The sequence below is a fragment of the Streptomyces sp. 8N114 genome, assembly GCF_052245835.1.
Lineage (GTDB): Bacteria > Actinomycetota > Actinomycetes > Streptomycetales > Streptomycetaceae > Streptomyces.
In genome coordinates this window covers 436,817-458,559 of sequence record NZ_JBQQBT010000002.1, presented here as the reverse complement: position 1 = coordinate 458,559, position 21,743 = coordinate 436,817, and the positions used below count along the sequence as shown (strand labels likewise).

14 protein-coding genes are annotated in these 21,743 nt (G+C 70.6%); 11 read left to right on the top strand and 3 right to left on the bottom strand.

The window, feature by feature from the left end; translation table 11 throughout:
* The first annotated feature begins 164 nt into the window (after nucleotides 1-164).
* The 11 genes from ACTWQF_RS07505 to ACTWQF_RS07455 all read left to right on the top strand — a co-directional run bounded on the left by ACTWQF_RS07505 (nucleotide 165) and on the right by ACTWQF_RS07455 (nucleotide 18,271).
* Entirely contained in the window at nucleotides 165-968 is an 804-nt protein-coding gene (locus tag ACTWQF_RS07505) for an IclR family transcriptional regulator (protein ID WP_443278291.1), read from the top strand.
* Between the two features lie 287 nt (nucleotides 969-1,255).
* On the top strand, nucleotides 1,256-2,341 hold the full coding sequence (locus ACTWQF_RS07500) for an S-(hydroxymethyl)mycothiol dehydrogenase (RefSeq protein ID WP_443278290.1): 1,086 nt from the start codon (nucleotides 1,256-1,258) through the stop codon (nucleotides 2,339-2,341).
* Entirely contained in the window at nucleotides 2,338-4,836 is a 2,499-nt protein-coding gene (locus ACTWQF_RS07495; protein WP_443278288.1) for a GcvT family protein, read from the top strand. The genes ACTWQF_RS07500 and ACTWQF_RS07495 overlap by 4 nt, the downstream gene beginning before the upstream one ends.
* An 18-nt stretch (nucleotides 4,837-4,854) precedes the next feature.
* Entirely contained in the window at nucleotides 4,855-6,054 is a 1,200-nt protein-coding gene (gene solA, locus ACTWQF_RS07490) for an N-methyl-L-tryptophan oxidase (protein ID WP_443278287.1), read from the top strand.
* Complete coding sequence (locus ACTWQF_RS07485) at nucleotides 6,051-7,172, top strand: aromatic ring-hydroxylating oxygenase subunit alpha (RefSeq protein WP_443278285.1); 1,122 nt, start codon at nucleotides 6,051-6,053, stop codon at nucleotides 7,170-7,172. The genes solA and ACTWQF_RS07485 overlap by 4 nt, the downstream gene beginning before the upstream one ends.
* Before the next feature lie 177 nt (nucleotides 7,173-7,349).
* Nucleotides 7,350-8,504 (top strand): hypothetical protein, encoded by a 1,155-nt coding sequence (locus ACTWQF_RS07480; protein ID WP_443278283.1) that lies wholly within the window; start codon nucleotides 7,350-7,352, stop codon nucleotides 8,502-8,504.
* Nucleotides 8,501-10,432 carry a VMAP-C domain-containing protein gene (locus ACTWQF_RS07475; protein WP_443278280.1) on the top strand — a complete coding sequence of 644 codons (1,932 nt, stop codon included), beginning with the start codon at nucleotides 8,501-8,503 and terminating at the stop codon, nucleotides 10,430-10,432. Before ACTWQF_RS07480 ends, ACTWQF_RS07475 begins: the two co-directional genes overlap by 4 nt.
* The gene (locus ACTWQF_RS07470; RefSeq protein ID WP_443278278.1) at nucleotides 10,429-11,511 is read left to right on the top strand and encodes an AAA family ATPase; all 1,083 of its coding nucleotides are present in this window, start codon (nucleotides 10,429-10,431) and stop codon (nucleotides 11,509-11,511) included. Before ACTWQF_RS07475 ends, ACTWQF_RS07470 begins: the two co-directional genes overlap by 4 nt.
* A gap of 9 nt (nucleotides 11,512-11,520) precedes the next feature.
* Nucleotides 11,521-15,105, top strand: a complete 3,585-nt coding sequence (locus tag ACTWQF_RS07465; protein ID WP_443278276.1) for a caspase, EACC1-associated type — start codon at nucleotides 11,521-11,523, stop codon at nucleotides 15,103-15,105.
* 31 nt (nucleotides 15,106-15,136) lie between these two features.
* Nucleotides 15,137-15,835: an HAD family hydrolase gene (locus ACTWQF_RS07460; protein WP_443278274.1), complete on the top strand. Its 699-nt coding sequence runs from the start codon at nucleotides 15,137-15,139 to the stop codon at nucleotides 15,833-15,835.
* Nucleotides 15,836-15,955: 120 nt separating this feature from the next.
* Nucleotides 15,956-18,271 carry a penicillin acylase family protein gene (locus ACTWQF_RS07455; protein ID WP_443278272.1) on the top strand — a complete coding sequence of 772 codons (2,316 nt, stop codon included), beginning with the start codon at nucleotides 15,956-15,958 and terminating at the stop codon, nucleotides 18,269-18,271.
* A 134-nt stretch (nucleotides 18,272-18,405) separates the two neighbouring features.
* Here ACTWQF_RS07455 and ACTWQF_RS07450 read toward each other — a convergent pair whose 3' ends face one another.
* From ACTWQF_RS07450 to ACTWQF_RS07440, 3 genes are read right to left on the bottom strand one after another with little or no spacing between them, the layout of a single operon-like run.
* Nucleotides 18,406-19,230 (bottom strand): carbohydrate ABC transporter permease, encoded by an 825-nt coding sequence (locus ACTWQF_RS07450; protein ID WP_443278270.1) that lies wholly within the window; start codon nucleotides 19,228-19,230, stop codon nucleotides 18,406-18,408.
* Nucleotides 19,227-20,210, bottom strand: coding sequence for a carbohydrate ABC transporter permease (locus tag ACTWQF_RS07445; RefSeq protein ID WP_443278268.1), 984 nt, complete (start codon nucleotides 20,208-20,210; stop codon nucleotides 19,227-19,229). Before ACTWQF_RS07445 ends, ACTWQF_RS07450 begins: the two co-directional genes overlap by 4 nt.
* On the bottom strand, nucleotides 20,207-21,604 hold the full coding sequence (locus ACTWQF_RS07440) for an ABC transporter substrate-binding protein (RefSeq protein WP_443278267.1): 1,398 nt from the start codon (nucleotides 21,602-21,604) through the stop codon (nucleotides 20,207-20,209). The genes ACTWQF_RS07445 and ACTWQF_RS07440 overlap by 4 nt, the downstream gene beginning before the upstream one ends.
* Nucleotides 21,605-21,743: the final 139 nt, after the last annotated feature.

Sequence of the window (21,743 nt, the reverse complement as noted above, 5' to 3'; positions counted from 1 at the left end):
GAGCGTGATGCGCAACAGAATCCAAGCGGGGAGGCTTCACGTCAAGCACCCGCCGACGACCTCCGCAGATGGTGGAGAGGAACGGCAGCCTCCGGGGAACGGCGCGCGGCCGCGCACCAGAACCGGGAACCACAACCAGGCCAGCAGGCGGTGACGTTGAGCAGATGAGTGAAAAGACGGAGGACACAGCGACAGGCAAGCAGCCCAGAGGCGCGGCTGCCTCGGTGCAGTCGGTCGACCGCGCGGTGAGCGTGCTGGAGATTCTGGGTCGGCACGGCGACGCGGGTGTGACCGAGATCGCCGAGGAACTGGGCGTCCACAAATCGACGGCGTTCCGGCTGCTGGGCGTCCTGGAGGCCAGAGGGCTGGTCTCCCAGGAGCAGGACCGCGGCAAGTACTACCTGGGCCCGGGCGTGCTGAGGCTGGCCGGAGCCGCGGCGTCCCGGCTGGACATCTCGCAGGAGGGCGCGCCCGTCTGCCGTGAGCTGGCCGAGGACGCCGGGGAGACGGCGAACATCGCCGTTCTGGACGACGACGCCGCGGTCAACATCATGCAGGCCCGCGGCGCGTCCTCGGTCACCGCACAGAACTGGCTGGGCAGACGGACTCCGCTGCACGCCACCTCCAGCGGCAAGGCGCTGCTGGCGCACCAGCCGAAATCGGTGCAGGAGAGCGTGCTGTCGCGGAAGCTGCCACGGCTGACGGAGTCGACCGTGGTCTCGCCGGCGGAGCTGCGCGCGGAGCTGAAGTCGGTGGTCAAGACCGGTTTCGCCATGGCGCGGGACGAGCTGGAGCTCGGGCTGCACGCGGTGGCGGCTCCGGTGCGGGCCCACGACGGGAAGGTCATCGGCGCGATCAGCGTCTCCGGGCCCTCCTACCGGCTGGAGGAGGAACGGCTCCAGGAGGTGGCCAAGCGCACGATGGCGGCGGCACAGGACCTCTCGCGCCGGATGGGTTACGCCTACTGAGTCCACCGAAGCCGGCGGCGCCCGGCCGACGGCCGCTGTGAAACCGGCTCGAAACCGCCGCGGAACAGCCGTCGAAAAGTACAAATTTCTGACGGGGCGTCAGCGCTAGCACCGCTCCGACCTCCCATAACTGCGGGTCCGGCATCGGCCGGGCCCGCAGTGTCTTTTTCTGATGCCCTGTCATGAACCACTGATCCACAACTCTTGACGGGCGAGGTTCGGCGTTCTCAATATGTCTCCCATAGCGCAACCAGTCGTGCACTACGCAACAGCTGCGAGGTCTGGGAATGCCATACGAGGTCCGCGCCGTCGTCGCGATGAAGAAGGACGCTCCGGCCGAGGTGCAGACGGTCCTGGTACCGGACCCCGGTCCGGGCGAAGTCCTCGTCTCCATCCAGGCATGTGGTGTCTGCCACACCGATCTGCACTACCGGGAAGGCGCCGTCGGCGACGACTTCCCGTACCTCCTCGGCCACGAGGCCGCGGGCGTCGTCGAACAGACGGGCCCCGGTGTCACCGATCTGCGCCCCGGCGACTTCGTCGTGCTCGCCTGGCGCGCACCGTGCGGAAGCTGCCGCTCCTGCCGCAAGGGGCGGCCCTGGTACTGCTTCGACTCGCGCAACGCCCGGCAGCCGATGACGCTGCTGGACGGCACCCCGCTCAGCACGGCGCTCGGCATCGGTGCGTTCGCCGAAAAGACGCTGGTCGACGCGGGGCAGGCCGTCAAGGTCGACCCGGCAGCGCGGCCCGAGGCAGCCGGACTCATCGGCTGCGGAGTGATGGCCGGCTGGGGCGCCGCCGTGCACACCGGGGGCGTCTCCTACGGGGACACCGTTGCCGTCATCGGCTGCGGCGGTGTCGGCAACGCGGCCATCGCGGCGGCCTCGCTGGCCGGGGCCCGCCGGATCATCGCCGTCGACATCGACGACAACAAGCTGGATGTGGCCACCCAGTTCGGTGCCACGCACAGCGTCAACTCGCGCGGCACCGACCCCGTCGAGGCCGTCCGCGAGCTGACCGGCGGCCACGGTGCGGACGTCGTCATCGAGGCGGTCGGCCGCCCGGAAACATATCTGCAGGGCTTCGCGATGCGGGACCTGGCAGGCGTGCTCGTCCAGGCCGGCGTCCCGGCTCCGGACGTGACGATCGAGCTTCCGTTCCAGGAGCTCTTCTCGCGGGGCGGTGCCCTCAAATCGTCCTGGTACGGGGACTGCCTGCCCAGCAGGGACTTCCCGGTCCTGATCGACCTCTATCTCAGCGGCAAGCTCGACCTGGGCGCCTTCGTCACCGAGACGATCGCGCTGGACGAGGTCGAGGTCGCCTTCGAGCGGATGCAGCGCGGCAAGGTGCTGCGATCGGTGGTGGTCTTGTGAACGACACTGTGAGCGCTCCCCCTGCACCCGCAGGCTCGCGAACCGAGCGCGTCGTCATCGTCGGCGCCGGAATCGTCGGCTGCTCGCTGGCCGACGAGCTGACGGCTCGCGGCTGGCGCGACGTCACCGTCCTCGAGCAGGGTCCGCTGGCGGCTCCCGGCGGTTCCACCTCCCACGCCCCCGGCCTCGTCTTCCGTACCAGCCCCTCCAGGGCACTCACCCAGTACGCGCGCTACACCGTGGAGAAGTTCAGCTCGCTGCGCAACGAGGGGCGGCCGTGCTTCCTGCCGGTGGGCGGTCTCGAGGTGGCCACGACCGAGACCCGCTGGCTGGATCTGCACCGCAAGGCCGGACTCGCCGCCTCCTGGGGCGTGGAGGGTGAACTCGTCTCTCCCGCGCGGTGCGCCGAGCTCTTCCCGATGCTCGACCCGGACACCGTGCTCGGCGGCTTCCACACCCCCGGCGACGGACTGGCCCGCGCCATCGACGCCTGTCTGGCCCAGATCGAGCGTGCCTCGCAGCGCGGGGCCCGCTTCCTGGACCGGCACACCGTCACCGGCATCGAACGCGAGGGCGGCAGGGTCACCGGTGTCGTCACCGACCGGGGCACCTTCCCGGCCGACCACGTGGTCTCCGCCGCCGGATTCTGGGGGCCGGTCATCGGCGCCATGGCCGGGGTGGACGTACCGCTGCTGCCACTCGCCCACCAGTACGCCAGGACGGCGCCGCTGCCTCAGCTGGCGGGCGCCGGGGCCGGTGGTGACGAGGCCGTCCGGCCCATCCTGCGCCACCAGGACCACGACCTCTACTACCGCGAACACCTCGACCCGACGGGCGGCCCCGGCCGGATCGGCATCGGTACCTACGCACACCGTCCGCTGCCCGTCGACCCGTACACGATCCTGCCCTACGACGAAGCCCCCAAGATGCCGTCGTCGCTGCCCTTCACGGCGGAGGACTTCGCGCCCAGCTGGGACGAGACCGGACGGCTGCTGCCCGCGCTGGGCGACTCCGAGGTGGACGAGGGCTTCAACGGCGTCTTCTCCTTCACCCCCGACGGGATGCCGCTGCTGGGCGAGTCCAGCACAGTGCGCGGCTTCTGGCTGGCCGAAGCCGTCTGGGTCACGCACTCGGCCGGCGCCGCACGGGCCGTCGCCGAGCTGATGACGGACGGGCGCACCACGGTCGACGTCCACGAGTGCGATCCGCACCGCTTCGAGAAGGCCCAGCGCTCCCCCGCGTACGTGCGCGAGCGGGGCGAACGCAGCTTCGTCGAGGTGTACGACGTGATCCACCCGCTCCAGCCGCCCGGCCCGGCCCGTCCCCTGCGCACCAGCCCCTTCTACCACCGGCAGCAGGAACTGGGCGCCTATTTCCTGGAGTCGGGCGGCTGGGAGCGGCCCCACTGGTACGAGGCGAACGCGCCGCTCGTTGCGGAGCTCGGCCTCGAGCTGCCGGAGCGCGACAGCTGGTCGGCCCAGCACTGGTCGCCGATCGCCGCCGCCGAGGCCAAGCTGACCCGCGAGAAGGTCGCGCTGTACGACATGACGCCGCTGCGGCGGCTGGAGGTCACCGGGCCCGGCTCACTCGCCTTCCTCCAGCGGATGACCAGCAACAACCTCAAGAAGCGCACCGGCTCGGTCACGTACACGCTGCTGCTCGACGAGAACGGCGGCATACGCAGCGACCTGACCGCCGCCCGGCTGGGCCCGAACCGCTGGCAGCTCGGCGCCAACAGCCCGGCCGACCTGGAGTGGCTGCTCAGCCACGCTCCCGAGGACGTACAGGTCCGGGACATCACCTCCGGCACCTGCTGCATCGGGGTATGGGGACCGCTGGCCCGGGAGCTGGTGCAGCCGCTCACCCCCGCCGACTTCTCGCACGAGGCGTTCGGCTACTTCAAGGCACGGCAGACCTACGTGGGCCACGTCCCGGTGACCGCGCTGCGGGTCAGTTACGTCGGCGAGCTGGGCTGGGAGCTGTACGCGGATGCCGATGTGGGACTGCGGCTGTGGGACACCCTGTGGGAGGCCGGCCGGCGGCTCGGCGTCATTGCCGCGGGCCGCAGCGCCTTCAACAGCCTCCGGCTGGAGAAGGGGTACCGCGCCTGGGGCGCCGACATGACCACCGAGCACACCCCCGAGGAGGCCGGCGTGGGCTTCGCCGTCCGTCCCGCGAAGGGCGACTTCGTCGGGCGGGACGCGCTGGCCGAACGCGGCGAACCCACCCGGAAGCTGGTGTGCCTCACCCTCGACGACCCCGCCGCGGTCGTCATGGGCAGCGAGCCCGTGCAGGTCGACGGGGTCGTCGCCGGATATGTGACCAGCGCTTCGTACGGCTACAGCGTGGGGCGGTGCGTCGCCTACGCATGGGTGCCGGCCGGCGCTGCCGTGCCGGGTACCTCGGTCGCCATCGAGTACTTCGGCGAAAAGGTGGCGGCAACGGTCGCCGCGGAGCCGCTGTTCGACCCCGAGATGGCCCGCATCCGCCGCTGACCCCCGAGGAGGTCCGCAGTGTCGCAATCCCGCGATGTCATCGTCATCGGTCTCGGCGGCATGGGCAGTGCCGCTGCCTGTCACCTGGCGGCCCGCGGCCACCGGGTCCTCGGGCTGGAACGCTTCGGCCCGGCCCACAACCGCGGCTCCAGTCACGGTGGTTCCCGCATCATCCGCCAGTCCTACTTCGAGGACCCCGCCTACGTCCCCCTCCTTCTCCGCTCCTACGAACTGTTCGCCAAGCTGGAACGCGACACCGGCCGTACCCTCGCCACCCTGTGCGGCGGCGTGATGATGGGCCGCCCGGACAGCCGTACCGTCTCCGGCAGCCTGAGCTCGGCCCGGCAGTGGGGCCTCCCCCACGAGTTGCTGGACGCGGCGGAGGTACGGCGCCGCTTCCCGACCCTCACACCGGCGGACGACGAGGTGGCGCTCTACGAGCAGCACGCCGGTTTCGTCCGCCCCGAGGCGACCGTCACAGCCCATGTGCAGCTTGCCCAGCGGGCCGGTGCCGAGCTGCGGTTCGAGGAGCCGGTGACCCGCTGGGAGGTGCTGCCGGGCGGCAGAGGCGTACGGGTGCACACGGCGGACGACGTCTACACCGCCGGGCATCTGGTGGTCTGCCCCGGCGCATGGGCACCGCGCCTGCTCGCCGATCTCGGCGTCGGCTTCGCCATCGAGCGGCAGGTCATGTACTGGTTCCACCCGCACGGCGGCACCGCCCCGTTCGCGCCGGAGCAGCACCCCGTCTACGTATGGGAGGACTCCGACGGCGTCCAGATCTACGGATTCCCGGCGATCGAGGGGCCGGACGGCGGGGCGAAGGTCGCCTTCTTCCGCAAGGGCTCGCTGTGCGACCCGGAGACCGTCGACCGCACCGTGACCGAGGCGGAGGCCGAGGCGATGGCGGCGCAGTTGCGGCCCCGTATCCCCGACCTGCCGGGGCGGCTGCGCAAGGCCGTCACCTGTATGTACACCACCACCCCCGACGAGCACTTCGTGCTGGCCCGGCACCCGGAGCATCCGGACGCGGTGACCGTGGCCTGCGGATTCTCCGGGCACGGCTTCAAGTTCGTACCCGTCGTCGGGGAGATCGTCGCCGACCTGGCGCTCACCGGCACCACCGAGCACCCGATCGCTCTGTTCGACCCGCTCAGGGAGCCCCTGAGGGCTCCGCACCGCCAGTTCGCCACTCCCGAGGGAGAAACCACGACATGACGACCGTTGTCGGCAGCCTGCTGGCGACCCTGCCAGGAGACCGCTACACCGATCCGGAGAACTTCCGGCGCGAGCAGGAGCGCATCTTCGAGACCGAGTGGTTCTGCGCGGTCCGCTCGGCCGATCTCGACAAGCCCGGTGCCTACCGCACTGTTCAAGTGGGCCGGGAAAGCGTACTGATCACCCGCAACCGGCGCGGCGAGCTGCGGGCCTTCCTCAACGTGTGCCGGCACCGCGGCGCCCGGCTGTGCACCCAGCAGGCGGGCGAGGTACGGCGCAGCCTGCAGTGCCCGTACCACGCGTGGACCTACGACCTGGACGGCAAGCTGACCGCGGCCCCCAATCTGACCCGGATGCCGGATGTGGACCGTACCGAGTACGGGCTGCACACGGTGCGGCTGCGCGAGTGGCTGGGCTATGCGTGGGTGTGCCTGGCCGCCGAGCCGCCCTCGTTCGAGGACTCGGTGATGGGGGATGTCGCCGAACGGCTGGGCGGCACCGATGTGATCGGGCACTACGCGATCGAGTCGCTGGCGCTCGGCCGACGGCACACCTACGACGTGGCGGCCAACTGGAAACTCATCATCGAGAACTTCATGGAGTGCTACCACTGCGCCACCATTCACCCCGAACTCACCGAGGTACTCCCGGAGTTCGCCGACGGGTTCGCCGCGCAGTACTACGTGGGGCACGGTCCCGAGTTCGCCGCCGAGGCCGAAGGCTTCACGGTGGACGGCAGTGCCGGCTTCGAGCGGCTGCCCGGTGTCCCGGACACGCACGACCGCCGCTACTACGCCATCACCATCCGGCCGCAGGTGTTCGTGAACCTGGTGCCCGACCATGTGATCGTCCACCGGATGTTCCCGATGGCCGAGGACCGCACGGTGATCGAGTGTGACTGGCTGTACGCACCGGAGGTGATCGCCTCCGGTGCGGACGTCTCGCACTCGGTGGAACTGTTCCACCGGGTCAACGTGCAGGACTTCGACGCCTGCGAACGCACCCAGCCCGCGATGTCCTCCCGCGCCTACCGGGACGGCGGGGTCCTGGTCCCCAGCGAACACCACATCGGTGACTTCCACACCTGGGTCACCGACCGGCTGACCGACCCTCTCTGAGAGATCGGCTGGGCCCCCAACTCTCTGCTGATTCCCCGGATGTCGGGCTATCCTCCAGGCCCGGAAAAGGGGGAAGAGGGGAAGAGGGGTGGGGGCCCGGTGCGGTTCGTCTTCGTTCATGGGACAGGGGTGCGGCGCGAGCGCCATGACCAGCTACGCGGCCTCGTCACAGAAGCTGTGAGCAGGCACTTCCCCGCAGCGGAACTCCTGTCCCCCTACTGGGGCGACGACCATGGTGCGGGGCTGGACTGCGGAGGTGTGTCGATACCCGGATACGACGGCACCCGTGCCGGGACCGGCGACGCACTGGCTGTCGCCCCTACCGACCAGGAGACCGCCGAGTGGCAGCTGCTCCTCGTCGATCCCCTCTGCGAACTACGGGTGCTGGCCGCCCTGGGAGCGGAGTCGGGCGAGCTTGCCATGCCGGGCGTACAGGCCGCCGGGGAGGAGATCGCCGACCGGCTGCGCGCACTGACTCCCCAGCCTTCTGCCGAAGAGGAGCTGGGAAAGCTGCTGCGTGAGACCGCGCTGGCCGACGCGTACCCGGACGCGCTGCGTACCGTGGCGCAGTCCGAGGAACTCGCGGACGCCTGTGCGGGGGCCACCGATATGGCCGCCGCGCGCGAAGTGGCCGTTGCCGCAGCGCGTGCCGTGATGGCTCAGCTCCTCGCCGAGTGCGCCGAGTCGGCCTGGTGCACCGGTGCCGAGCGTGACCGACTGGTCGGTATGCTCCTCGGCTGCTTGGGCGGCACCGGCCGGGTCCCCGGCGGCAGAGCAGCCCGCGCTCTGCTGGGACTCGCGCTGCGCGTCACCGCCCAGCCCGCGCTCGACCACTGGCGCGGCCGCCTCACCACCGGTTCGGTGCCCGCGCTCGGCGACATCCTGCGATATCAGGCCCGCGGTGGTCCTCTTCGCGCAGACCTCCTGAGCCATATCACTGCGGATCCGCGGCCGACAGTCGTGATCGGGCACAGTCTGGGCGGCATCGCCCTGGTCGATCTGCTGGCGATGTCCGCGGAAAATCCCGAACTACTCGGCGGCATCAAGCTTTTGGTGACCGTCGGCTCGCAGGCGCCATTCCTGCATGAGCTCGGCGCCCTCACCGGCCTGCCGCCGAACGCCGCCCTCCCCGCGGGGTTCCCGCCGTGGCTGAACATCTACGACAGCAAGGACCTTCTCGCCTACCGGGCGCAGCCCGTCTTTCCCGATGCGGTCCACGTCAGCGACCATGAAGTGAACACCCGTCAGCCGTTCCCGGTATGCCACAGCGCGTACTGGAAGCTCGACGCGGTGTACGAACGGATCGCGGACGAGATCGAGGCCCTTGGGTGACAGACATCAGCTCCCTCCCCGCGCTCGACCCCAAGCGCGTGCACGCCTTGGTGGTGGGGATCGAGTCGTACGACATCAGTCCGCACTGGGACCTGCCGGGAGCGGGCCGCGACGCATTACGGGTCGCCGCGTGGCTCACCGACACGGCGGGGGTACCGGCCTCGCAGGTGCGGCTGCTGCTCTCGCCGCGGCAGGACTGTACGACCACCAGCGCGCACCCGTACCAGGCGGCAACACAGGAGAACGTCGAGAGGACCCTGTTCACGGAGCTGTCCGCGTGCGAGGGAGACCTGCTGTGGATCTATTGGGCCGGGCACGGCTTTCTCGACGCGAGTGACCGGCTGCTGCTGCCGTACCAGAACGCCACCGCCTCCCTGACCCGCCACCTCAATCTGACCTCCGCACTGCACTGGCTGCGCTCGGACCGGCTGGCTGCCGGACACTTCCACCGCCAAGTCGCTCTCGGCGACACCTGCCGGGTGGACAGCGCGCTGGCCCGCGGGCTGAATTTCGGGTCCGTGAGCTACGGAGGCGGCCGAACCCTCCCCGATCGGCGGCAGTTCACGCTGTACGCGAGCCGGCCCGGCGAGGTCGCGCAGAACATGACGGACCGGGCGGCGGGCCGTTTCACCGACACCCTGCTGGCACGGCTGGAGGGCAAGAGCCTCGAATCCGTCGTCCACGGCCTCACCGACATCGCCAAAGGCGTACAGGCCGACTTCCGCCTGCTGCGTTCCAAAGGACTGGGCTGGCAGCACCCGGAGTTCATCATCGACCGGGGCTGGGACGGTTCGACAATCTTCGGTGCCCGCTGGACCGCGGCAGGCGACGGAGCCCGCAGTCTCGACCAGACGGCGTGGAACCAGCTCGGTGACCTGCTGCACGGGCGTCCGTTGCCGCCCTTCACCTACGAGGCGTACCGGTGGGCGTTCGACGTCAGCGGCTGCGTGCCACCGGCCCGGCGTGAGCTCCCCGCCACCGAACTGACGGAGATCGCCCGCGACCTCGACCGTCGGCAAGGCGGAGCCCAGCCGCTTCCGCTGACGCTGCCCTTCGTCCGCCACCTGGTGGCGTGGTGCGACGACCCGGCATGGGCAGCCAGGGCAGTGTCCTGGGTGGAGACCACAGGGCGGAGGCTGGGTGCCGCGCCCGTTCCCGTACCGCCGAGTCCGCCGGTGGAACACCCCGCTGTGCACATACGGCTGACAGCCGACTCCGCGGTCGGCGAGGCCTACTGGGTGCGGATGTGGCACCACCGCCAGGGCACCTTCGAAACCCTGTGGGAGTCCGCCCGGCCGCTGGAGATGGCTCGGATACGCGCCCAGCTCGCCGAGCAACTCCGCGGGGCGGCCGAGCGCTGTACCGGCGGTGCCGACGGCGTGCCCACCCGGATCGAGTTCCACATCCCCTACGAGCTGCTGACCGAGGAGTTCGAGTGCTGGAGACTCGCCATCGGCCGCCCCGGGAAGGTCTACGAACTCGGTAGCCACTACGAGGTGGTACTCCGCTGCCCGGACGAGAGAGTCGGCGTCGCGGGCGCCAACTGGCGCCGGAAATGGGACTGGTTCAAGACCCACGGTGGTGAGAGCCCCGAGGCCACGCGCTGGCTGCGGGACGCGGACATCTCGGCAACACTCCACGCGTCGCTGCAAACCGAGCTGACTCCGGTGTGTGCGCTGGCCGATGTGTCCGAGCGGCTGGTCAACGCCGCCTTGGACGCGGTTCTCGAGGCAGGCGTACCCATCGCCGTCTGGCCACGGCACGGCCGCTCCCAGGAGGCGGCCGGTATCGACAGGGCGCTGGCCGACCTCGATCTGCGTGCTCTTCCTGCCGCTGTCAGAAAGCGGCGTGCGCTGTGCGACCGCCGGCCGCTGGCCCTGATGTGGGACAACCCTGATCACATACCCGAAATGCGGTCGCTGTCATGACGTACGAGTCCGCAGAAGAGGAAGAGCACATGGTGAAGGACTGGTGGATCTACCAGGGCACGGGCGATGCTGCCGATCGAATCGCCCGGCTCGCCGAGCACGAGCCGCCATGGCGGACGTTCCCCGGCGTTCCCGACCCCGCGTACACACCGCCCGGCACCGACAGCCCCGCGGGACTGGCGACTCTTGAGCGCGGCATCGGGTATGTGCCGGACCGCAACGAGAAGGACGCCGTCAACACCGCGCTGTATCTGCGCAGACCGCTGCTGATCACCGGAAAACCGGGCGTGGGCAAGTCCACGCTCGCGCACAGCATCGCGGCCGATCTGCGCCTCGGCCCCGTACTCCACTGGCCGGTCACCAGCCGCACAACCCTCCGCGACGGGCTGTACCACTACGATGCGATCGGCCGACTGCACGATGCCAATCTGCACTATCTGAGCGCCTCTGACGCGCACAAGCCCTCGAAGCACACGGCTGCCGGGATCGCGCCGTATCTGCGCCTGGGTCCGCTCGGCACGGCGCTGTTGCCGCAGGAGCGACCCCGCGTCCTGCTGGTGGACGAGATCGACAAGAGCGACATCGATCTCCCCGGCGACCTGCTGACCGTTTTCGAGGAGGGCTCCTTCGAGATTCCCGAACTGGCGCGCGCAGCCGCCCAGCACCCGCGTGTCAGGATCGGTACCGAGGACGACCCGCAAGCCGAAGCGCCCGTCGAACACGGCCGGGTCCGGTGCAAGGCGTTCCCCGTCGTCGTCCTGACCAGCAACGGCGAACGCGACTTCCCGCCCGCCTTTCTGCGCCGCTGCATCCGGCTGCATCTGCAGCCACCGGGCGAGGAGAAGCTCAGCCGCATCGTCCAGGAACGTCTCGGGCTTCCCTCGGGTGACGACAGCGCCTACCGGGATCTGGTCCGTACGTTCCTCGACCGGCGGCAGGACGGTGACCTGGCCACCGACCAGCTCCTCAACGCCGTACAACTGCGGCTGAGCGGGGCCTGGACGGCGCCCGACGACCGGGACGCGTTTCTGGACGCCGTACTCCAGCAGCTCAGCGGCCCGACCGCAGCCCAAAGCTGAGGACGCGGAGTGCTCGAAGAACTGCTCGAGGCGCTGGACGGCGCGGGCGCTGATGCCGGGCCCGAGGAACTCGCCGAGATCTTCTGGCTGGCCCAGCGCGTCGGTGCCTCTGCTCCCCCGGAGAGCGACATGGCGGCCCGCTCCTCCACGTCCGGGCAGCAACCGGCGGATTCGCCGGACCGGGAGACCGCCCTGGAGGGCGACCCGGCCCATGACGGTGAGCAGTTCTACAGCGACGAGGCGGGTGCCGGCTCCGCCGGGCAGGGACAGGCACGCGGCGAATCCGTCCGCGTCCGGCGGCCGTCCGCGTTGGCCGATTCGCTCGGCGTCATGCGGGCGCTGCGCCCCTTGGGCAGACGGACCGAGACAGCCGGCCGGAGTGAGCTGGACGAGGAAGCCACCGTCAACCGGTGCGTGGACCAGCGGATCATGCTTCCGGTCCAGCGCCCGGCGCGCGGCCGGTGGCTCGATCTGACGGTCGTCGTCGACAGCCATCACTCGATGCTGCTGTGGCACGACCTGGTCACAGAAGTGTGCCGGGCCTTCACCCAGACCGGAATCTTCCGCGATGTCCGCGTCTGGTATCTGCGCGGGATCGAGGCCAGGGGCAAGCCCACTGTGTCCCGGAAGGCGGGTGGGCAGCCGCGCAGCCCGCAGGAGATCAGCGACCCGTCCGGGCGGACGCTCGTGCTCGTCCTCACGGACACGGTCGCCGACGGGTGGCGGGGCCAGGCTGCCGCCGACGTGCTCCGGCACTGGTCCGCGCACTGCCCCGTCGCCGTGCTGAACGTGCTGCCCAGGCGGCTCTGGGATCGCGGGGCCGTACGCCCCACCAGCCTTGCCCTGCGCGCCCCGAGGCCCGGGGCACCCAACGCCGCCTGGCATCTCAACCCCACCGGACGACGTAGGTCCCGTCGTGGGAAGAGCCGCCTCCACGACAGCATCGCGGTTCCGGTCGTGGAAGCCACCGCGGAGTCGCTGTCCACGCTGGCCTCGCTGATCGCCGGTGGTGGCCGGTGGAACCGGATGGCCTGCCTGCCCATCGACCGCACGCCCGGACCGGACCAGGAGCCCGAGCCGCCCCGGCCGTCCGATATGGCACAGCGAATGCCGGACGAGGAGCCACACCCCAGCAGCCACCAGGCCCTGCTCCGGTTCCAGGAGGCCGCCTCCCCCACCGCCCAGGAACTGGCCGGATACCTGGCTGCCGTCCCGCTCACCCTGCCCGTCATGACCCTCGTCCGCCGGGCCATGCTTCCGCACTCCGAGCACGGCCACTTGGCGGAGGTCGCCCTGAGCGGCCTGTTGCGCCCATGGCGGCACGTTCCCTGGGACACGGACATGGACCGCTTCGAGTTCCAGTTCCTCCCCGGCGTACGGGAAGCGCTGCTCGGCGGCCAGCTCCGGCACGACATCACCACGGTCCAGGAGCTGGTACGCCGCGAGGTCGCCGCCTACCTCGACCGCGACCCTGGGACCGGGGGCGATTTCCCGGCGCTCAAGGTCTCCCCTGCCCCGGCAGGTGGGGGGCACAAAACCGTCGCGCCCGGTGCGATGCCCTTCGCGCATCGGCCGAGGCCCGGGCCCCGGACCGCAGCCCGGCCGGGGCGACCGCTCGCCGAGTTCGCGGAATTCGCGGCGGTGGAGACCGACGAACCCGCCCGGTACGTGCCAAGGCAGCGCGGCGCGCACCTGAACCTGGTCCTGGAGCGCGCCGTCGAGGGAACAAGCCAGCTCGTCTTCGTCGTGGGGCGCACCGGGACGGGCAAGACGACATCCGTCTGGGAAGCCGTACGACGGCTTCCGGCCGACTGGTGGCTGTGGAAACCGCGTTCCCGCGGGGAGTTCGAAGAGGGGGTGCGCGGAGTCGGTCCGCGCACCGTCGTGTGGTTGGACGACCTCGAGAGGCTCTTCTTCTCCGTGTCGCAGGAAGAGGCCGTGCAGCACGTCGCCCAACTGCTCCGGTTGCTGGAGGCCCCTCCTGGCGGGCCAGTTGTGACCGTCGTCTCCCTACGGCCGGACACACTGGACTCCTCGCCGCTCGGTGACATGCTGCGCTTGGTGATGGGCCGAGCGGACGTCGTGGACGTCGACGCCGGCATGCCCGAGCAGGAGACGCACCTGGGGTCGGTCCTCTCCCGACTGCTGGAGGGCCGATTCAGCGAGGAGTTGACCCCTCTCAGCAGGGAGCTGCATACGCGGCACGACCGTGAGGTGTTGGACGCCCTGCACCTGGCGGACCTGGCGGGCTTCGGTCGCTCCCGAGAGGCGACGAGCGGGGCAGCGGCTGCCGCGGTCGTGGCGGACGCCGTGGTGGCGGTCACCACCTCCCTCCACGGGTGGCCAGGTGGAAACGGTGTGCTGGTCGGCAGCAATACCGTGCTGACGGCAGCCCATTTGGCTTCCGAAGGCGACGGCCTCTCACTGCTTTGCGGCTATCGCGGAGAGAGCCAGTACGAGGCAGAGGTCGTGTGGAGCGATACGGCACGTGATCTGGCGCTGCTACGGATCACTGACCCCGGGTGGGAGCCGCGAGGGCCTTTCGGCGGGATTGCGATCAGCGCAGAAAGGCCGTTGAAGGAAGAGGTACTCACCGTGGTCGGGCGCACCGCTTCTCGCGAAGACGTCATCGGCCTGTGGTTTCGCGTAGGCAGCGTCCGGCTCAGGAGAAGAAGACCACTGTCCCTCGTGCCGGCGCACACTTACCCGGACTTCATGACAGAGGGTCTGTCAGGGGCCCCGGTTCTCAACGCAAGGCATGAGCTGGTCGGTGTGGTGACGGCGCGTGATGAGCGGACAGACCGACTGTTCGCCGCACCGGTCTGGGACTACCGCCTCTCGCCCCGCCCCCGGCGGCCCGTACGACAGACACGCCACGAACTCCTCCCCGAGCTGAGGAGTTCCCGCGCCGTGCTCCTGGGCATCGACGATTACCTCCACCTGCCCTCTCTGCGGTCGGTACGGAACAACATCAGGGGTCTGCAATCCGTGCTGACCGACGACGCGGAGCTGCCGGTGTTCACCCGGGAACACACGACAGTGATGCACAACCCGGAGCGCGCGGTCGAAGCCCTCGATGGCCTGAGCAGAGGTGCGGAGGAAGCCGAGGACGTACTGCTGTTGTACCTGGCCGGACACACCTTGCTGCGCACCGGACAAGGCGGTCTGCTTCTGGCACTGTCGCGCTGCAATGCCTCCGATCCGCGTCCCGCCGCTGCGCTCGACCTCCGTCACGTCAGAAACGTCCTGCGGCACAGTCGAGCCCGGCGGAAGCTGCTGATCCTTGATTGCTCCTACAGCGGCCAAGTGCTCGACACCATGACTGACACCGGTCCGCTGTGGGTGATGGGCGCGACCGACAAGGTCTCTCCGGCAATCGCGCCCCCGCGCGAGAAGTGCACGGCGTTCACCGGCACCCTCATCCACGTTCTCCGGAGCGGCGTTCCTGACGGACCCGAGGTGGTGGACCTGCATCACCTCGCTCGGGAGACGGAGCATCTGCTGACCCGCAGAGACCGTCCGGCCCCCATCCTCTGGAGAGGGCCGCTCGCTCCGCCCATCGCCCTCGCACCGAACCGGATGGCCGCTCGGTGAGCCGCAGCCGCCGCATGATTGGCTGAGGGGCATGGTCACGCTCTCTCCCGCCCAGGCGCTCGCGGCAGCGCGGCTCGTCGTCTTCGACTGCGACGGGGTGCTGGTCGACACGGAGCGGATCGGGCCCGAGGTGATCGCCGCGATGGCGACGGCGGCGGGATGGCCGCTGACCCCGGGCGATGTGCTGGAGAAGTTTCTGGGCACTCCCGAGCCGTATCTGCTGGCGCAGGTGCGGGCGCACGCCACGGTGCCCGTGGACGACAGCTGGCTCGTGGAGTACCGCTCCCGGGTCGCCGCCGCCTTCGACGCGGCCCCGCACACGATGCCGGGCGTCCCGGCGCTGCTGGACGCGCTGGATGCGCGTGCCCTCGCGTACTGCGTCGCCAGCAGCGGCAGCCACCCGCGCATCCGCCACTCGCTGACGGCAACCGGCCTGTGGGAGCGCTTCACGGGCCGCGTCTTCAGCGCGGACGACGTACGCGAGGGCAAGCCCGCACCCGATCTGTTCCTGCACGCGGCAGCCGCCTGCGGGGTACCGCCCGGGGAGTGTCTGGTGATCGAGGACAGCCCGGCAGGCATCCGCGCAGCGCGCGCGGCCGGCATGCCGGTGCTCGGCTACACGGGTGGCCCGACCCCGGCGGCCTGGCTCGCGGATGCGACCGCGGGCACTTTGGAGGACCTTCGCGAGCTGCTGGAGGAACCCACCCGGGAGAGCGGCTGCTGTCAATAGCTGACATGGCCGAACCCCGCTTCCGGTCCAGGCCCGTTGGGATATTGGTGGCCGTCACGGCGACTGTTTTCATCGTTCCCTTCGTGCGGGTGCAGATCCCAACCCCGAGGAGGAACAAGCGTGGACGTGACCAGGTTCGAGGTTCCCGGACTGGCGGAGCCCGTGGAGATTCTGGTGGACCGCTGGGGTGTACCGCATCTGTACGCCGCCTCCCGGGCCGACCTCTTCCTGGCCCAGGGCTTCAACGCGGCCCGCGAGCGGCTCTTCCAGCTCGACCTGTGGCGACGGCGGGGGCTGGGGCTGCTGGCCGAGGTGTTCGGCGAACGGTACGTGGAGCACGACCGCGCGGCCCGGCTGTTCCTGTACCGGGGCGACATGGCCGAGGAGTGGGCGGCGTACGGGCCGGGGACTGAGGAGATGGCGCGCTCCTTCGTCGCCGGGATCAACGCGTATGTGGCGGCAGTGCGCGGAGCCGACTCCCTCCCGCCCGAGTTCGCGGCCCTCGACTATGCACCGTCGTACTGGCACCACGGCGATCTGGCCCGCATCCGTACGCACGGCCTCTTCTACAACCTCCGCGAGGAGGTGGCCCGGGCCCGTACGCTCCGCGACTTCGGCCCCGAGGTGGAGGCGCTGCGCAAGGTCCGCGAGCCGGAGGGCCACCAGCTCCGCGTTCCCGAGGGCCTGGACCTGGACGTCATCCCGGACGACGTGCTCCGCGTCTACGATCTGGCCACCACCCCGCCCTGGGCGACGGACACCCCGCCGCGCCAGGGCCTGGACGGCAGCAACAACTGGGTGCTGGCGCCCTCCCGCACCGCCACCGGGCGCCCGCTGCTGGCCAACGACCCGCACCGCGCTGTCACCCTCCCCTCGCTCCGCTACCTCGCCCATCTGTCCGCACCGGGGCTTGATGTGATCGGCGCGGGCGAACCGGCACTGCCGGGGGTCTCCATCGGGCACAACGGCCATATCGCGTTCGGGCTGACGATCTTCCCGATCGATCAGGAGGACCTGTACGTCTACCGCACCCGGCCCGACGACCCGCGCTGCTATGCGTACCGGGACGGCTGGGAGCGGATGACGTGCGTCACCGAACAGATCCCGGTCCGGGACGCGGAGCCGGTGCAGGCTCGGATGTGGTTCACCCGGCACGGCCCCGTCATCCGGGAACGCCCCGGGAAGCAGGCCGCTTTCGCGGTACGCGCCGCGTGGCTGGGGCCCGGGATGGCGCCGTATCTGGGCAGCGCCGGCTACATGGGCGCCGAGAGCCCGGACGCGTTCACGGCGGCGATGCGGCGCTGGGGCGCGCCGGGCGAGAACCAGGTGTACGCGGCGCCCGACGGGACGATCGGCTGGCGTCCGGCCGGGCGCGTCCCGCGGCGGCGCGGCTGGGACGGCACGCTGCCGGTGCCGGGCGACGGGCGCTACGAGTGGGACGGCTTCCTGGCAGCGGACGAGCTGCCCGGCGAACGCGACCCGGCCCAGGGCTGGTTCGCCACCGCGAACCAGCTCAATCTGCCGCCGGACTACCCGCACGCCGAGCGGCCCGTCACCCACGACTGGTACGCGCCCTTCCGCTACCAGCGGTGCGCCGAGGCCCTCGCGGCACGGGACGACTGGAGCGCCGAGGACTGCGTACGGCTGCAGACCGACTACGTCAGTCTGCCCGCGCGTCAGGTCCTGCCGCTGCTGGCGGGACTGGAAAGCGCGGACCCCCGGGTACGGACGGGGCTGAGGCTGCTGCGCGGCTGGGACGGCACGCTGCGCGCCGACTCGGCCGCGGCAGCACTGTTCGAGGTGTGGTTCCGCCGCCATCTGCGGCCGGCGCTGCTGCGGCGGGCGCTGGACGGGCTGGTGCCGGCGGCGCGGCTGGAAGAGGCACTGGCCCGGGTGCAGCCCATGGAGAGCGACTCGGGCGATCCGCGCGTGGAGCTGCGGCTGCTGGCCGCGCCCGATCGGGACGGCTCGCGCGGGGAGCTGCTGTCGGCGAGCCTCGGGGAGGCGGTGACGGCGGTCGCCGGGCTGCTGGGTGAGGATCCGGCCGGCTGGGCCTGGGGCGCGCTGCACCGGGCAGAGCTGCGCCATCCGGTGGCCCGGCTGCTGGCAGACCAAGGGGTGACGGAGGCTCCCGGCTGGTGCGGCCTCGGTCCGCTTCCGCGCGGCGGCAGCGGCGACACGGTGGGCGCCGCCGCGTATCTGCCGGACTTCCGGCAGAACGCCGGGGCGACGTTCCGCATGGCGGTGGATGTCGGCGCCTGGGACAACTCCCTCGCCATGAACTCTCCGGGTCAGTCCGGCGATCCTCGTTCCCCGCACTATGGGGATTTGTTCGCCGCGTGGGCCGCTGATGGGACGTTCCCTCTCGTCTACTCGCGCCCCCGCGTGGAGAAGGAGGCCACGCATCGGGTGGTCCTCCACCCCGCTGCCGAGTAGGGGCTGCCCCTGCCCGACCTCTGCGGACTGCGGGTGCGTCGTGGCCGTTCGCGCAGTTCCCCGCGCCCCTGACGGGGCGCACCCCCTCCGCTGTGCTTGGGCAGTCTGCACCAGGCGCACCCCCTCTCGCGGGGCTACTCCTTGGCGGAGCCGGTCAGCATGCCCTGGATGAAACGGCGTTGCAGCAGCAGATAGACGAGGACGACGGGCAGTGCGATCAGCGTGGCGGCGGCGGCCAACAAGGCCGTGTCCGAGGAGTGCTGGCCCTGGAAGAAGGCGAGGCCGAGCGGGACCGTACGGTGCGCCTCGTCGCTCACCATGACCAGCGCCATCAGGAACTCGTTCCAGGTCCACATGAAGACGATGACGGTCAGCGTGGAGAAGGCAGGCCGCCCCATCGGCACCAGGATGCGGGTGAGCGTCGACCAGTGGGTGGCCCCGTCGATGCGGGCCGCCTCCAGCAGGGAGCGCGGGGTGTTGCGGAAGTACGTCCGCATCCAGAAGACGCCGAAGGCGAGGGACTGCGCGGTCTGCGGCAGGATCAGCCCCCAGTAGGTGTCGGTGAGGCCCCAGTGCCGCAGGTCGAAGTAGAGCGGGACGATCACTGCTTCCTGCGGCAGGGTGAGCCCCGCCACGAACAGGTAGAAGAGCCAGTTGGAGCCGGGGAAGCGCATGGTGCCGAAGGCGTAGGCCGCCAGTGTGGCCAGCACCGTGGTGGCGGCCACCACCGCGACGGCCACCACTACGGAACTGAGCAGATAGCTGCCGAAGTGGCCGCGGGTCCAGGCGTCGGCGAAGTTGTGCCAGTTGAGGCCGTCCGGCAGGGCGAAGCCGGTGTCCAGCGAGTCCTGGCGGGCCAGGGCGGTGGAGAGGATTCCGGCGACGGGGGTCAGGGCGATCAGCGCGAACAGGCCGAGGATGCCGTAGTTGACGCCGCGTTCGGTACGGGAAGTGTTCATCGTCTCCGGCCCTCCACGAGCCTGGTGACCACCATGGTCAGCGCGAAGATCACAGCGGTGAGGGTGATGCCCATGGCCGACGCCGAGCCGACCTCGCCGCTCTCGAACGCGCGGCGATAGACCTCGTACGCCGGCACGGAGGTGGCATTGCCCGGGCCGCCGCTGGTGGTGATGTAGATCAGGTCGAAGTTGCGCAGGGCGGCGACCATCGTCAGCGTGAGCGCGACGGCGACCTCGGCGCGCAGCCCCGGCAGGGTGACGGTGAAGAACTCCCGTACCGGGCCGGCGCCGTCGATCCGGGCCGCCTCGTACAGCTCGCGGGGGATGCGCTGGGCTCCGGCGAGGAAGAGCACCAGACACAGCCCCGTCTCCACCCAGGTGCCGATGGCGCCCACGGCGGGCAGCGCCCAGGTGTCGTCGCCGAGCCAGGACCGGGCCAGGCCGCCGAGGCCCAAGGCGCCGAGGGTGTCGTTCAGCAGCCCGTCGGGAGCCAGCACCGCGCGCCAGGCGACGCCGACCACGACCATGGCCAGCACCTGCGGCAGGAACAGCACGGTGCGGAAGAAGGTCATACCGCGGATGCGGAAGCGGGTCAGCGCCGCCGTGAGCAGCAGCCCGACGGCCACCGGCAGTACGGCGTAGAAAAGCAGCAGCACCGCGGCGTGCGCGAACGGTGCGCGCAGCTCGGGGTCGGTGAGCAGGTCCCGGTAGTTGTCGAGGCCGGCCCAGCTCGCGCGGGTCAGCCCGTCCCAGTGCAGCAGCGACAGCCAGGCGGTCTGGCCGAGCGGCCACAGCAGGAACACCCCGAACACGGCGAGCGCGGGCAGGACGTACAGATAGCCCACCGCCCTTGGCTCGCCGGGTGCCTGCCGCCGGTAGCGGGCCGTGATACGGCGCGGCACGGCGGACCGGCGCCGGGCGCTGGTGTCCGTGGCCGCACGCGTGCCCGTCGCCGTACGCGTGCCCGTGGCCGCGCTCATTCCTCGTCCCCGCCGTCGGCGCGCTGCTGGGCGCGGAAGTCCGCGTACTCCTTCTGCGTACGCGCGGCGAATCCGTCGGGGCTGAGTTTGCCGCTGAGGACGCCCTGGAGGTCGGCGGAGAGGGTGTCGTAGAAGGTGGGCGTGGTGTAGTCGAGGTAGGGCACCAGCCCGTCGGCGGCGTTCAGCTTCTCCCAGCCGGTGAACATCTGGCCGCTCGCGGTGTCCGGGTCGAGCTTCTTGGCGGCCTTGCCGGGCACGATGGGCAGCACGCCCTCCTCGGTCATCACCTTCGAGGCGTGTGCGTTCGTGAGGAAGTCGAGGTAGGCGGCGGCGACTTCGGGGTGGTCGGACTTGGAGGTGACGGACCAGGGCAGGCCCTCCCCGCCGGTGGTGACCGGCTGCTGCCCGGCGGCCGGGGGCGGTGGCATGAAGCCGAGGTCGTCGCCCATGGGCTTGCGCAGGTCGGCGAGCTGCCAGGTGCCGGTGATCAGGAAGGCGCCCTTGCCGTCGGCGAACTGCTTGGCGGCGTCGTCGTAGCCCTTGCCGTTGGCGCCCTTGGGGAAGTAGCCCTTCTCGGCCCAGTCGGCGAGGGTGCGGGCCGCCTTGCGGGTGGCGTCGGTGTCGAAGCCCCCGCCGCGGCCGAAGACCGTCTCGCGGACCGGCTCGGCGCTCCCTGCCGCCTGGCCCTGGAGCACGCCGAAGGTGTGGATGGCGGGGTACTTGTCGAGGTTGCCGAACTGCACCGGCAGCTCACCGGACCGCTTCAGCTTCGGCAGCGCGCCGGTGAGGTCCTGCCAGGTCTTCGGCGGCTCGACGCCCGCCTTCCGCAGCACCTTCTTGTTGTAGTAGACGCCGATGTACTCGCCTTCCTGGGAGATCCCGTACAGCTGGCCGGTGCCGAACCGCTTGCCGTCGGGCGAGACCCGGTTGAGGTTGAGCAGGGTCTGCGGGAAGCGGGTGTTCCAGCTGTAGAGGCCGGCGTAGCTGTCCAGCGGGGCGAGCATCCCGGCGCGGGCGAAGGCCACCATGTCGGCGTAGCCCTGGTTGGCCTGGACGACGTCGGGCGGATTGTCGCCGCTGAGGGCCAGTTTGAGGGTCTTCTTCAGGTCGTTGAAGCTGCGTGCGACCCGCTTGATGGTGACGTTGGGGTACTTCTTCTCGAACTCCTTGTTGAGGCGCTCGATCTCGGCGTTCGTGCCGCCGCGTACCTGCTGGTCCCACACCGTGAGGGTGACCTTGCCCGCCTTGCCCGGGTCCGGTACGGCGGTCGCGGCGCCGCCGCCGGGGCCCGCCGCGCCCGAACCGTCCGTGCCGGGCACGCACGCGGCGGCCAGCAGCAGGGCGCCCAGCGCGCCGAGGGCGGTGAGTCGCCTGTGATGGCGGTGCGCTTTCATCGTCGTACGCCCTCCTTGGTGCTTCGCCTGCTGCGCAGGGGCTGCCCCTGCCTGTCAGCCGCAGGGTGCGGCGTTCGTTGTGGCTGGGCGCGCAGTTCCCCGCGCCCCTTCGGGGCGCACCTCTTGGCGCTGGGCCCCC

What these genes read in the sequence shown, in the direction of transcription:
- ACTWQF_RS07505 (WP_443278291.1), top strand. Translation starts at nt 165, where the DNA reads ATGAGTGAAAAGACGGAGGACACAGCGACAGGCAAGCAGCCCAGAGGC.
- ACTWQF_RS07500 (WP_443278290.1), top strand. Translation starts at nt 1,256, where the DNA reads ATGCCATACGAGGTCCGCGCCGTCGTCGCGATGAAGAAGGACGCTCCG.
- ACTWQF_RS07485 (WP_443278285.1), top strand. Translation starts at nt 6,051, where the DNA reads ATGACGACCGTTGTCGGCAGCCTGCTGGCGACCCTGCCAGGAGACCGC.
- ACTWQF_RS07470 (WP_443278278.1), top strand. Translation starts at nt 10,429, where the DNA reads ATGACGTACGAGTCCGCAGAAGAGGAAGAGCACATGGTGAAGGACTGG.
- ACTWQF_RS07460 (WP_443278274.1), top strand. Translation starts at nt 15,137, where the DNA reads ATGGTCACGCTCTCTCCCGCCCAGGCGCTCGCGGCAGCGCGGCTCGTC.
- ACTWQF_RS07450 (WP_443278270.1), bottom strand. Translation starts at nt 19,230, where the DNA reads ATGAACACTTCCCGTACCGAACGCGGCGTCAACTACGGCATCCTCGGC.
- ACTWQF_RS07445 (WP_443278268.1), bottom strand. Translation starts at nt 20,210, where the DNA reads ATGAGCGCGGCCACGGGCACGCGTACGGCGACGGGCACGCGTGCGGCC.
- ACTWQF_RS07440 (WP_443278267.1), bottom strand. Translation starts at nt 21,604, where the DNA reads ATGAAAGCGCACCGCCATCACAGGCGACTCACCGCCCTCGGCGCGCTG.